The organism is Paraburkholderia sp. 22099, from assembly GCF_052045835.1.
Lineage (GTDB): Bacteria > Pseudomonadota > Gammaproteobacteria > Burkholderiales > Burkholderiaceae > Paraburkholderia > Paraburkholderia terricola.
The window spans coordinates 73,620-87,025 of the sequence record NZ_JBQEPU010000003.1 but is presented as its reverse complement, the minus strand read 5'-3'; the positions used below and the strand labels follow the sequence as shown (position 1 = coordinate 87,025).

Annotated in this window: 9 protein-coding genes; 5 read left to right on the top strand and 4 right to left on the bottom strand. The window is 64.6% G+C overall.

The features are described 5' to 3' along the window. Nucleotides 1–530: 530 nt before the first annotated feature. Entirely contained in the window at nucleotides 531–1,616 is a 1,086-nt protein-coding gene (locus ACTJLC_RS04375; RefSeq protein WP_083084500.1) for a glycosyltransferase family 4 protein, read from the top strand. A 25-nt stretch (nucleotides 1,617–1,641) separates the two neighbouring features. On the opposite strand, the gene ACTJLC_RS04370 is transcribed toward ACTJLC_RS04375, so the two are convergent. The 4 genes from ACTJLC_RS04370 to ACTJLC_RS04355 form a co-directional block, all read right to left on the bottom strand. Next, a complete protein-coding gene (locus ACTJLC_RS04370) occupies nucleotides 1,642–4,032 on the bottom strand; it encodes a PIG-L family deacetylase (protein WP_440843288.1) in 2,391 nt (796 codons plus the stop codon). Between the two features lie 109 nt (nucleotides 4,033–4,141). Next, nucleotides 4,142–4,594: a GDP-mannose mannosyl hydrolase gene (locus ACTJLC_RS04365; protein WP_440843287.1), complete on the bottom strand. Its 453-nt coding sequence runs from the start codon at nucleotides 4,592–4,594 to the stop codon at nucleotides 4,142–4,144. 63 nt (nucleotides 4,595–4,657) lie between these two features. Beyond that, nucleotides 4,658–4,807: a hypothetical protein gene (locus ACTJLC_RS04360; protein ID WP_310130430.1), complete on the bottom strand. Its 150-nt coding sequence runs from the start codon at nucleotides 4,805–4,807 to the stop codon at nucleotides 4,658–4,660. A 113-nt stretch (nucleotides 4,808–4,920) separates the two neighbouring features. Further along, nucleotides 4,921–7,290: a hypothetical protein gene (locus ACTJLC_RS04355; RefSeq protein WP_440843286.1), complete on the bottom strand. Its 2,370-nt coding sequence runs from the start codon at nucleotides 7,288–7,290 to the stop codon at nucleotides 4,921–4,923. Nucleotides 7,291–8,085: 795 nt separating this feature from the next. On the opposite strand from ACTJLC_RS04355, the gene ACTJLC_RS04350 reads away from it, so the two are divergent. From ACTJLC_RS04350 to ACTJLC_RS04335, 4 genes are all read left to right on the top strand, one after another. Beyond that, complete coding sequence (locus tag ACTJLC_RS04350) at nucleotides 8,086–9,069, top strand: GlxA family transcriptional regulator (RefSeq protein WP_310119451.1); 984 nt, start codon at nucleotides 8,086–8,088, stop codon at nucleotides 9,067–9,069. Between the two features lie 89 nt (nucleotides 9,070–9,158). Then, nucleotides 9,159–10,733 carry a sugar phosphate nucleotidyltransferase gene (locus ACTJLC_RS04345; RefSeq protein ID WP_310130425.1) on the top strand — a complete coding sequence of 525 codons (1,575 nt, stop codon included), beginning with the start codon at nucleotides 9,159–9,161 and terminating at the stop codon, nucleotides 10,731–10,733. Between the two features lie 72 nt (nucleotides 10,734–10,805). Further along, a complete protein-coding gene (locus ACTJLC_RS04340) occupies nucleotides 10,806–12,191 on the top strand; it encodes an undecaprenyl-phosphate glucose phosphotransferase (RefSeq protein ID WP_073428145.1) in 1,386 nt (461 codons plus the stop codon). 68 nt (nucleotides 12,192–12,259) lie between these two features. After that, nucleotides 12,260–13,399 carry a polysaccharide biosynthesis/export family protein gene (locus tag ACTJLC_RS04335; RefSeq protein WP_083084490.1) on the top strand — a complete coding sequence of 380 codons (1,140 nt, stop codon included), beginning with the start codon at nucleotides 12,260–12,262 and terminating at the stop codon, nucleotides 13,397–13,399. Nucleotides 13,400–13,406 lie beyond the last annotated feature (7 nt).

Here is a 13,406-nt window from a genome sequence, read left to right as displayed (position 1 = left end):
CTGGAGTACTTCGCTTCATTCACTTTCAGCGAATGAAGTTCTTTCCTTCTGTCTGCGATTAAACGCACGAATGGGAAGAATCGACCGCCACGATACGCATTAGTCTGCTTAAAAGAAGTAACGACTCGTAACGTATGAACATTTAATCAGCACTATTTGCATCGATCGGATGAAAGGCGATGTCTGTTGAAAACCGTCTTTATCCGCCAATGAAAATTGGGCATGCGAATAGCCGAGCCGGATACCTAACTATCCGCTCCGGCGACAATCACCCGCGAAATGGGCGCTGGCGCTCATTGCGCAGCCGCTCGAATCTTGGAGTTGGCGTAAAAGCGCTGGGCCTTGGGTGTAACTTGTCCGGGCGACAGTGACTTCGCAGCGGAACTGTCGCTGTTCTCGGAGACGGTCGCCTTTCGAGGAAAGGCGCCAAATACACACAAGAATGGATGCCGAAGTCGGTGAGGGCCGGTGCAGGGCTTCGGCGTGTCCATCCGCTGCGCAAAAAAGGCGGTTATCCAGAGAGATAAATCGTGAGAATTCTTCAATTGGTTCACGCACCGCGGTTGTCCGGGGCAGAAGTACTCGTCAAAGGTCTCGCCATTCACCATCAGCGCGCCGGCCATGAAGTTTGTGTGGCTTCGCTGCTTCCGCAACAGGACGATTTCGCCGGCATTCGTGCGGAGCTTCAGGCCGCCGGCGTCACGTGTCTGTTTCCTCGGGCTCGCCACGGCAGGGTGGGCAAACTGCTGCATCTATATCGTGTGGTGCGCCAGTTTCGGCCCGACTTCATCGTGGCTCACGCCACGCTCGCCGCGTTGTATGTGCGGCTGCTGCCTGTGCATACGCCCATCGCATGGGTCATGCATTCCGGCGTCAACGATTTCGAAAACGGCGCGCTCAAGCGAGCGGAGCGCCTGTTGTCGCGCCGGGCGAGGGCGATCATCGGCGTGTCGCAACAAAATATCGACGACTATCTGCGCGAAATCGGCACGCATCCGTCTTTGGTCGTGATTCCGAACGGCGTGGACGCCTCCCAGTTCGCCGAGCACGACGACGCACCCGCGCCGGGTCTCGCGGCGCCCGCGAAGCAGATCGTTCAGTTGGGCCGCTATATCGAGGGCAAGAGCCAGCTCGATACCGTTCGCGCGTTCGAACGCGTGGTGCAAAGCGAGCCCGACGCGCGGCTGCTGTTGTGCGGTGTCGTGGAAGACCCCGCCTATCACGAGGCGGTGTTGTCGCTCGTGACTCGGCTCGGGTTGGAGAGCAAGGTGACGGTATGCGGCCCGCGAACCGATGTCGCCGCGATTCTCGGCGCCTCGCGTGTGTTCGCGATGCCGTCGCGCTTCGAGGCGCAGAGCATCGGTTTTCTGGAGGCGCTCGCGTCGGGCATTCCGGTTGTCGCGAGCCGGATTCCGTCGTTCGGTTTTGCGAGCGGATTCGCGGGTGTGAGCCTCGTCGATACGACGGATTGCGAAGCCTACGGTCGCGCGTTGCTGAATGCGCTCGACATGCCGCGAGCGAAACGGCAACTCGCGGGCTATACGCTGCACGACACTGCGGATCGCTACATGACGATCGCGCGCAAGTTCGTTCATCCGCTGCACGTGTCCGCATGAGTCGAACCCGAACGACCGGCTTTCGCTACCGCGCGAGCCGGTCGATTCGCACTGTCTCCGAAAAAAGCCCAGGCAGTTCGCCGAGTTCCTGCGCGGCGCCCAACGCGAAATCCTCCGTCACCGCGTAGCGCGACAGCGCCGCTGAGCCGCCCGTGAAATAAAAATCCCCGAGCGTCGCATCGACTCTCCGATACAGCACGAGCGCCGCATGGCCGTTCTCGCGCACGAATGCCGGGAAAACATCCGACCACGACATGCCGCTCAATGTCGCCGCCTGAATCGGCGTGCTCGTGGCGTCGTGCGGGTTCACCGTGGCGATGTCGATCATGGCGTCGCCGTTGCTCCCGTCGAGGTGCGGTGTCAGCAGAATCAGCGCATGGCTGTCTTTGCCCTGTGTCGCGCCTGCCGTTACTTTCACGAAGTCCGGGGAGAAACGAGGCGGCAATGGTTTGCGCTCGCCGAGCGTCAGACGCGCGCCGTCGTTGGCGATTGGGGTGAGTGCGAGCCGCCCGTCGACGTTCTCCACCGCGACGAGTGACGCGCGCGATCCTGCCATCTTGAGCGGCACAAAGTTGGCGTTTTGCCGCAGGTTTCTGGCTTGCGCCCAAAGCGCCGGTGCGGAGCCGGAAGATCCCGCGGACGACGCCATCCACAGATCGAGCCCGCTATCGGCGCGCTTCTGCGCGATCAACACGCCGGCTCGCCCCGTTCCCGTGAAGTCCGCTGCCACATATTGCTGCGTGAGTTCGGGCTTGAACGCGCTGCTGGTTTGCAGCCAGAGACGGGGCGCCTCGAAGCGCGCGCCGGTGCTTCGCAGCAACCAGAAAGCGGTGCCCACTTGACGCGCGGTGACGACCATCAAATCCGCCTTGCCGTCGCCGTCGAAATCGCCGAGCAGGAAGCGCGCGCTGTCGAAGCACAGCTTGTCGTTCGCGCAACTCGGCGAGAGCGCGCGGGGATCGAAAGGCACGGCGCTGGCATACCAGAGCGCGGGGCGCGACGCCTTCGCCAGCGCCACGGCATACACGTTGAAGCCCGGTCCGTCGGGCTGCCGTTGAACATACACCGCCGCTTGCTTGCCGCTGCCCGCGAGGTCGCCGTACATGGCGGTGGCGAGCCGCGGATCGTTTGCCTGCGTGCGTTGCGTGCCGGCCCATCGAAAGCGGGTGGTGAGCGCGGTGCAGCCGCGCATGACGAGTTTGCCGGCGTTCTCGCCGAGGCAATGCCGTTGCGGCGTGTAGACGAGGCCGAAGTCCCACGGCGTCCAGCGCTGCGCCATGTCCCATTGATCGCAGGTTTCGGAGACCAGATACCCGTCGCGCTCGGCGATGCATTGCGAAGTGAGCACGCTGACGAGCGCGGCGTTGCGCGCGTTGCCGGGATAAACCGTCAGCGGCTCCCATCGCCATTGCTGCGCGGCCGAGCCGTCGCACGCGGCCAGCGTCGGCGCATGGCCCGCGCCCGCAGAACTCAGGCAACGGCTCGCCGCCGCATTGAATAGCTGCACGGGACGGGACTGAAAATCCGCCGCGCGCCGATCGCTGCGATCGGCAAACGCATAGCGGCGCGCAATCCAGTTGCCGTCCCATTGAAACTCGCCGAACACATGCGAGGACTCGCCGCCGTCGATCGAAAAGTAGCTGGCGACGATGTCGCGCTTGCGTTGCACTTCGGCGGCGGGAAGATTGCCGGGCCAGCCGCCGGTGGGATAGGTGACGTGATATTCGATCGGCACGCTTTTGCCGAGCGTCTGCGCGACATGGCGCGTGATGCGCGCGGCGTAGATGTGGTCGGGATGCTCGATGAACGGCACGGTATCGGGATTCAGCGTGAAGATCTCCGACGCCGGCGCGAGGATCGCTTGCAGCGTCGCCGAAAGCGAGTCGCGGTCGTACTTCACGCGCGCGGAGCCGTCCGCGTTCATCGGATAGGTCGACAGCGTGGCGTGCTGTTCCCACAGCAAGCCGAGCGGCTCGCGCCCGCCGCGCACGCCGCCGCCCGGCAAACGGAATTCGAGCAGGCGGACTTGCGGCTTGTCCTTCAACACCATCTGATGCACGAGCTTGCCGGCAATCGCGATAGTGGATTCGAGCCAGTCGTCGCGCACGCCGGCCATGCGTGCATACGCGAGCCGCGAGGCGCGCTCGCGCGTCTGCACATAGGCGAAGTCCGCGCCGTTGGCGCCGCCGATCAGATGAACGGTGGTGATGCACCAGCCGGCGTCGAGACGCTCGCTGATGGCGGGGTCCACGAAGAGCAGATCGTCATCGAGATGCGCGACCACCGTGATCAGCGTGCCGGGGCTGCAATCGGCCGCGCGCGCGGCAGCCGGGAGGACGGCGAGCAATAGAAGCGCAAGAAGCGCGAGCAAGGCGGTGAATGAATCGCGAACGAACCGGGTTGCCGATAATCGCATGATGATTCGAGTCCTGACGGTGGGCTCGATCTTACTGTAGGGGCCTGGCTCGCCACGTTGCCGAACTCGCAGTGGACTCGCATTCGCTGCCGCCGCGCAGAATGCCGTGCTAGCGGAAATAGGCCTTGGTGTTCTCGTGAACATCCGCGCGCGCGAGCAGGTCCGACGGCGCGAGCCAGAGATAGCCGCTGTGCTGATCGGGCCGGCCGATCGGCACGGCGCTGCTGGACGTCAGCGAGTAAGCGAGCACGATGTAATGGGTCGACACGTCCGGCTCGTCGGCGAAGTTGTCGTGGTAGTGATGTTCGTAGACGCCCTCGAAGCGCGCGCTGGAACGCGCCAGGCTGCCGATGCCCAGTTCGGCTTCGGCGACGCGCGCGAACGCCGCGTCGAGGGTCTCGTCCTTGAGAATGCGCCCGCCGGGCACGAACCAGGTGCCGCGCGCGGGCCGGTTGCGGCGATGTCCGATCAGCACGCGCCCGTCGGCGTCCTTGACGATCAGGTCGATCGAGACCAGAGGCGTTAGGCGGACCACGTCCAGGAAGTCGATCCCCGTCAGCATGTCATCTCCAGTGAGGCGTGTGTCGTTTTCATTTCAGCGTGCGCCGTGGTGGTCGCGAATCCGCTACGGATCGCGACGGTTGTCATCGTGCCGGGCGAGGCGGCTTGAAACGTTCGCCAGCAGCAGCACCAGCGCGACGGCGCCGATCGTCGCGAAGAGAAACGCGCCGATCATCGCCGCCAGCACCAGCATCGTCCATGCAAGGCCGCTCATGTTTTCGGCTCCAGCGTGTTGATTTTCATGCTAACCGCCCGCGCACGGACTCTCTGTGCGCCAGCACCCGCGGGGACTGTCGCCTGACGCCGAAGTATCGCCAGCTCGCGCCGCTAGCGCGCGACATAACCTTCCGGCGTCGTGACCGCGTCGTTGAACACGTCGGCATTGCCGGAGACCACGTAGAGCGGCGCCGGCGACAGCTTCAGGTTCGCCACGCCGTCGCGGTACGGCACGCGCGTGGCGTTGCCCATCATGTCGAACGCGGTCACTTCGCCGGCACTACCCGGCGCGTCGACCCGCAGCCGATAGTCCGCGCCGCGGCTCGCGTCGAAGCCTGTTCTCGCGTTCCACCTGGCGTTGTCGTGCGTCCATAGCGCGGTCACGATCTTGCCGCCGCCGAGCCGGCGGAACGCATAGGCATGGACGCCTTTCGGCAACCCTTTGAGCGGTCCGAGCGTGCTGGTTCCGTCGACGATGCGCGTCATCGCCGCCACCGCGAGCGCGGCCGGCTTCGGACTGATGTTGGACGGACCATAGGCGCCCTTCGGATGATCCAGCTCGAAGAAAATGCCGTAGCCGGGCGCGGCGTCCGGCATGTCCGCGAGATAGAACACATAGGTCATGTCCGCGCCTTCGCCGAGCAGGATCAGATGCGTGCGCGCGACGACCGCGGCTTGCGCGTACAGCACGTTCGCGCCCGGATAGTGCTTGCCATACGACTCGCCGATGTCGTAGCTGATGCCGGTTTCGGTCACGAAGAGCGGCGCGCCGGGTTTCAGGTACTGACGAAGTTCGTGGCGCAGCGCCCGCATCGAGGCGGGCAGCGCGCCCGGCACGGTGCCTTGATTGCCGGTGTCGGCGACGCGCTCGGGCGGATGCGAAGGCGTCGTGCCGATGTCGTAATAGCCGTGCACGGTCATGCCGTCCATGTAGCGGCCGATGCCGAGCGGACCGAGACGGCGCATCCACGTCACGTTGCCCTGCACCGACGAATAGGTCGGGCCCATCACCACCGCGCGCGGATCGGTCTGATGGATGCCTTCCCACACGGCCTTGTACATCGCGACGAAATTGGCGTCGGTGTCGCGCCACGGCAGCCCGCCGTCCGCGTCCGGCTCCCACGTCACCTGATAGTAGTTGTCGCGCTGTTTGGGGAACCAGGTCGTGCGAACGCGGTTCGACTCGGCGCCGACCTTCGCCATGTAGTCCTTCATCTGCGCGAGCGAGGTCGGCGCATAGCTGTGCGTTTGCTTGCCGTTCGGACTCGCCCACTGCGGAATGCCGTCGAGCTGGATCAGGCGCATGATGTCGCCGCCCTTGAAGAAGGGTGTGAGCGGCTTCGCGGCGGGATCGAAGGTGCCGGGTTGTTTCGGCTCTTCCATGTACCAGTTGCGGTTGTCGTTGGCCCACGCAAGCCCGAGCGCGGTGTACACCGGCCGATAGCCGTCGCCGTCGCAGCAGTGTTGCCCCGGCGCGAGATACGCGGTCCCCTGTCCGCCGAATCGATGCAGATCCTGGTACGGAAAGCGCACGGCGGGTAATGCGGCCGACGTGTCCGGCAGCACGCCGAAAGTGGCGATGCCCGCGGGCCGCGAGCCGCGCGATTCGAGCTGGCCCTGGGCGCGTTCCAGCGAGGCGGAGACGGCGAAGTACCCGGCCACGCTCGACGCGCAACTGAGCGTGGAGGAGGTCGAGCCCGCCGCGACGCTGAAGCGTCCGCTCGCGCGCACGGTGTTCCAGCTATCGCGTATCTGCCAGTCGAGCGTGTCGCCTTGCGTCGGGCGCGTGGTGAAGACGAGCGCGAACGGTTGGCCGGCCGCGAAAAGGCGCGTGCCGTCGCCTGGCGTGTCGGCTTCGAGCAGATCGCCGTTCGCGGCCGCGCGTGCTTGCGACGAGGGCGCGGCGCAACGCAGGCCCTGGCCGGGCGGCGCCTTCAATTCATTGGACGCGGCCGCCGATTGCGCTGATTGCGCTGATTGCGTTTTGAGCGATGCGTCATTCGCCGTGGCGATCGCCGCCGACGCCACGCTCGCCGCGGCATTGGCATTGGCATTGGCATTTGCATTGGCATTGGCCTTGGCCTTGGCATCGCCCTTCGCCGCCCCAGCCGCGCCGGCCGCAACCATGCAGCGCTTCTCCACACCGGGCGCCGGATCGCCGAACACGCCGTTGTTGCATTCGGCACTGTTCGTGAACGCCTTGACGACATGCTGTTCGACCGTGCCATACAGCACGTCGCGCGTGCCGCTGAAACGACAGGTGCCGTATTCCGCCGCGCACGGTGTCCACTTTGCGCCGTCGACGACGATCTCGGCACGGCTCGCGGCCTGCTGGTCCGCACCGGCCGCGCCGCTCCGAACGGCGGCGAGCCCGAGCGCGAAAAAAACCGCCGCCGCGATGGCGATGCGCCGCATGGGCCCGCGCTCGACCGACCCGCCGATGCGCGTGCGCGGCGCGCGATGTTCGCATGGATTCGACATATGTTTCCCGCGTCTTTTGCTGCAGTTGCTCGCGACGATGCGTCGCCCAACTGCTAGTTCACCAGGCCGGAGCCGCCTTGCCTCGCCCCGGTATCGCAAACTGTTGCGGAAATCGCATAGCGTATTTCCGCAATCCCCTGGCGAAATTCGACCGGCCTTCAGCCGACGGCATCCGCCATTGCCCCGTCTATTGCACAGCGGGCTCAGGTTGTCTTATTACCGTGTTTCACGTCTGAAACATTAATCGACTTGTTTATATTCTTCAGTTCCAATTACAACAAATTAATTAATCTTGCCGCGCCGGGAATTGCTTATATTAGAGACTCGCTTTGCTAATTGTCCGTCATGGATTGTATCGTCGGAACAAAGCCGAAGCGGCGCCGCTTGCAGAAAATCCCGCACAGATAGGCAAATCATGCTTGCCACGACCGCCGGGCCGGGAACAATCACCCGCAGCGAACGAAATAGCGGGCTGAACGATTAGCAACTTCCACGTTTCGAGTAGCTGCCGTGTGTGTGCTGGCGTACTAAATGGCTTTTCTGTTTGCATTAAGATTCGCAAACTGCAAATCGATTCATATGTTGAATCGGCAATTAATTCAATGAAAAACAGGTGGGCGGAAAGATTGATCCGAAATCGACTGACTGGCCGCCTGTTCGATACGCCAGCCTGTCTCTCCTTTCAGACATGGCGATTAAATGCTGGATTGGCGGTGGCCATGATGCGCCGCACAGGCGGCCGCTCCGTGGCCGTCCAGGGTGAAAGTAGATCCGTTTTCTGGTGAGAGGATGACTATGACCTGCGCGAGTCTCGAGTCTGCAATGCTGCGTTGGGTGCACGCTCCGAACAAGGGTATGCGGCGCATCGCGATATTGATGTTCAACGACTGCTCGTTGCAGGGTGCCGGCGTCGTTGCCGAGGTTTTCCAGGCAGCGAACGAACTGGCTTCGTCCGGCACCGGCGGTTGGACCTACGACGTTTCTTTCCTGTCCGCCGACGGCGGCATGGTGACTTCCTCGTCCGCGTTGCGGGTCTGGACAGACGGACTCGACGCGCGCCACTACGGCGGCTTCGACGCGCTCTACGTGGCGGGCGGCAAGGGCGCGGCGGCCGCGGCCGGCGACGAGCGGCTGATCGCGTGGCTGCGTCGCATTCGGCGCAACACCGGCATGATCCGCCCGATCGCGGAAGGCCGCGCGCTGCTCGAGGCGGCCTACGTGCCGGACGGCAAGGAGAGCGCCGAATTCCGCGCGCAGCCGATCCCGCCGCGCCAGTCCGAACAGAGTGCCGACGCGGGCGACCGGCTCGAATCGATGAGAAGCGCGCTCGCCATGATCAAGCGCGATCTCGGCAGCGCGACCGCCCGCACGGTGGCCGAACGGCTGCTTGCCGATTCCTGCTCGAACCTCGCGCCGCTGCTCGGCGAGGACGGCGGCCTGAGTCCCGGCGACAAGGTGCGCGCGGCGGCGCGCTGGTTGCAGGAAAACTGCCAGCAGGCGATTTCGATCGCCGACGCGGCGCAGTTCGCCGCGATGAGCGAACGCAACTTCCTGCGCCGCTTCAAGATGGAAATGGGCATCACGCCCTCGAGCTTTCTGTTGCACGAACGCCTTGCGGTGACGTGCAGCCTGTTGACCGAATCCGAATTGCCCGTCGACAAGATTGCCCGGCGCACGGGCATGGGCAACGGTGACCGGCTCGCGAAAGTGTTCCGCAAGCGGATGAGAATTTCTCCCACCGAATTCCGCATTCAAAGCCGGCGCATGGTCGGCGAATAACGCAGACGGGGCCAACTGGAAGGCCGCGCGCGAATGCGCGCCGCCAGTCACTGTTTTCGTGGACTTCTGGAAAGACAAGGAATGCGGATATGTCGATTGAGCGAGCTGTGAGCGGTGCTTGCACCCAACCCGGCGATGCGGATGCCGCAACGAGCCGCGCGCGTTGCGCGCGCATCGTTCCGGTGATCCTCGCCGGGGGCTCGGGCACGCGGCTATGGCCGGTATCGCGGGAAAACTATCCGAAGCAACTGATCGACGTGGTCGGCTGCGACTCACTGTTGCAGGCCACCGCGCGGCGCATGGACGGCTTCCCCGCCGGCTGGAACGTGGATGCGGCGCCGATCGTCGTGTGCGGCGAGGAACATCGCTTCGTGATCGCGGAGCAGCTTCATGAAAACGGCGTCGAGGCTCGTCTGATCGTCGAACCGGCGCGCCGCGATACGGCGCCGGCGTTGACGCTCGCGGCCTCGCTCGCCTGCGCGGACGGCAGCGACGCGATTCTGATCGTGATGCCCGCGGACCATTCGATCGCGGACCTGCACGCGTTGCAAGCCGCGTTCGACAGCGCCGCGCGCTACGCGGAACGCGGCGCGATCGTGACGCTCGGCGTGCCGCCCACGCGTCCCGACACGGGCTTCGGCTATATCCGCATCGGCGCGGAACTGTCCGACGGCGCGCATGCAATCGGCGGCTTCGTCGAAAAGCCCGCCGAGGAAATCGCGGCGCAGTACGTCGCGGCCGGCACGTATTGGTGGAACAGCGGCATCTTCATCGTGCGCGCGAGCGTGTGGCTCGACACGCTCAAGCGTCTGCAGCCCGAGATGCATGCGGCGTGCGAGCTTGCCTTCAGCGGCGGCCGTAGCGAGGGCGCGTACTTCCGTCCGCTGGTGGATGCGTTTCTCAGCGCGCCCGCGGATTCGATCGACTATGCGGTGATGGAGCGCCTCACCGAAACGGACGAGGCCGCAGCCGAGGCCGAAACCACGCAACGCGCCGACGCAAGCGCGTTCGTCGTCAATCCGCCGGGTGTCGTCATCCGGCTGGAAGCGGGCTGGTCGGATCTGGGTTCGTGGGACGCCGTGTGGGCCGCGATGGACAAGGACGCGAGCGGCAACGCCGGGCGCGGCCGCGTGACCTTCGAAGGCGCCGTGTCGAGCTATGCCTATTCGGAAGGGCGGCTCGTCGCCTGTGTGGGCACGACCAATGTGGTGGTGGTCGAAACCGCCGACGCCGTGCTGGTGGTCGACCGCTCGCGCGTGCAGGACGTGAAGGGGCTCGTGTCGCGCATCAAGGCGCAGCACGCGCCCGAGGCCGACGCGCATCGCAAGGTGCGCCGCCCTTGGGGTTTCTACGATTCGATCGACCACGGCGAGCGCTTCCAGGTCAAGCGCATCGTCGTGACGCCGGGCGCGCAACTCTCGCTGCAACTGCATCACCACCGGGCCGAACACTGGGTGGTCGTGCGCGGCACCGCGCTCGTCACGCGCGGCGACGAGCAGTTCCTGCTGAGCGAGAACGAATCGACCTACATTCCGATCGGCACGCGGCACCGGCTGGAGAACCCCGGAAAAGTGCCGCTCGAAATCATTGAAATCCAGTCAGGCGTCTATCTCGGCGAAGACGACATCGTGAGGTTCAACGACAACTACGGCCGCTGCTCGTAGGCGGCTCGCCGGCACGGCTTCGCGGACAAGAACGGCAAGAACGGCAAGAACGGCAAGAACGAGGGAAGCAAAATGCGCAGGTTCCAGGATTTGCTGGCGCGAGTTTTCGATGTCGCGCTGGTGCTCGCGGGTGCGGCGGTGGCGTCGCAGATCCGCTTCGACTATCTCGCTCAATCCGGGTTCTATTGGGCGCTGGTGATGTTTTCCGCCGCCTTCGCGCTGGCCATCTTTCCGGCGTTCGGCGTCTACGAATCATGGCGCGGCCGCTCCAAGCTCGCGCTCGCGGGCCAGGTCTCGCTCGCGTGGCTGATGGTGCAGGCGTGCGCGCTCGTGCTGATGTATTCGCTGCATCGCATCGACTTCGTGTCGCGCTTGTGGTTCTCGTACTGGACGGCCGTGACCGGCGGCCTGCTGATCTCATGGCGGCTCATCACGCATGCCGTGCTGGCGCGCGCGCGTCAACACGGCATGAACCTGCACCAGGTCGCGATCGTCGGCAGCGGCTCGCAATGCGACGCCATTATCCGCCGCATCGAATCCGCGCCGACCACCGGCTTTCGCGCCGCCGCCGTCTACAACACGCGCCCCGATACCGCGCCCGTCACCAGTTCGCGCGTGCCCGTTTTCGGCACCGTCGACGCGCTTGCCGACTACATCCGAAGCAACGACGTGCACGAACTCTGGCTGATGCTCTCGCTCACCGAGGAGCCGCTGATCTGCTCGCTCGTCGGCGAGTTCCGCGACGACCTGGTGAACATCCGTTTCATGCCGGACGTGCGCAGTCTCGCGCTCTTCGAAGGCAGCGGCGTGATCGATCTGCTCGGCGTGCCGGCGATCAACCTGGTCGCGTCGCCGCTCTCGGCGAGTTCGATGCTGAAGAAGGAAATCTTCGACCGCCTGTTCGCCGCGGCCGTGTTGATCTGTCTTGCGCCGATCCTGCTCGCGATCGCGATCGCCGTGAAGCTCTCGTCGCGCGGCCCGGTTTTCTTCAGGCAGAAGCGCAAGGGCGCGGACGGCCGCGTCTTCACGATCTACAAGTTCCGCTCGATGCGTGTGCATACCGAGCAGAAAGGCACGCTCAAACAGGCCACGCGCGACGATCCGCGCGTCACGAAGGTGGGCGCTTTCCTGCGCCGCACGAGCCTCGACGAACTGCCGCAATTCTTCAACGTGTTGCGTGGCGATATGTCGGTCGTCGGACCGCGTCCCCATGCGCTCGAGCACGACGACCTCTATCAGAAGGTGGTCGCGGGCTATATCAATCGCTACCGGATCAAGCCGGGCATCACAGGCTGGGCGCAGATAAACGGCTTTCGTGGCGAAACCGACCGCATCGAAAAAATGGAGCGGCGCGTGGAGCATGACCTGTATTACCTGGGGCATTGGTCGTTCGCGCTCGATATGCGGATCATCGGCGCGACGATCATTGCCGGACTAGTGCATCGAAACGCTTACTAAGCAGTCAACAAGCACGCCTGACGCTGCCTCCATCGAGGACAGCCGCCGTGGCGCAAGGAGGAAACATCATGAGCTCGCTTGTCATACGCACGGGAAGTCTTCTGGTTTGCGCAGTGGCGACACTGCTTTCGGCCTGTTCGCTGGCGCCGGGCCAGCACCTGGTCACGCCTGCCGCCCTACAGGACACGGGCGGTGAATACAGCACCGAGGCCTCGCAGCAGGTGCAGATTCCGATCACCGACATCAACCTCGCGCTGCTGCGCAAGATGAACGCGGCGCGGCAGGCGGCCGGGGTGGCGCCGGAGACGGCCGGGCTGTTCGGCAAGCCGCCGTCGTACAAGGTCGGCCCCGGCGACGTGCTGCAGATCGTCGTATGGGATCACCCCGAACTCGCCGCCGCGCTCGGTCAGCCGCCGGCGAACGCGAAGACGTCGGATGCCGCGCCGGGTTTTCTGATCGACGAAAACGGCGACGTGCAGTTTCCGTACGCGGGCACGGTGCACGTGGCGGGCAAGGACGTCGGCACGATTCAGAAAGAGCTGCACAGGAAGCTGAGCGTCGTGTACCAGAAGCCCGAAGTGACGGTGCGGGTCGCATCGTTCCGGGCCGCGCAGGTGTACGTCGACGGTGAAGTGCGCCTGCCGGGCGCCCAGTCGATCAACGACATTCCGATGTCGCTCACGAGCGCGATCAACCTGGGCGGCGGCTTCAGCGCCAATGCGGACCGCAGCCGCGTGGAGCTGATCCGCAAGGGCGTGACGTATCCGCTGAACATCGACGATCTGATCAAGCGCGGCCGCAATCCGTCGGACATCTACCTGCAACCGGGCGACCTGGTGCGGGTAGCCTCACGCGAGGACAGCGCCGTGTTCGTGATGGGCGAGGTCAACAAGCCGGCCACCATCACGCCGATGCGCAACGGCACGCTGTCCTTGTCGCAGGCGCTGTCGGACAGCGGCAGTTTCAATTCGAATACGGCCGAGACCAAGCAACTCTTCGTGATCCGCAATTCGACGAGCGACCAGCCGCAGGTCTACCACCTCGACGCGAGGTCGCCGGTGTCGATGGTGCTCGCGAACCAGTTCGAGCTTCAGCCGAAAGACGTGGTCTACGTCGACAACGGCGGCCTCGTTCGCTTCAACCGCGTGCTGAACCTGTTGCTGCCGGCGATCAATGCCGCGGTGACCGGGGTCATCGTCGCCAAATAACGATACG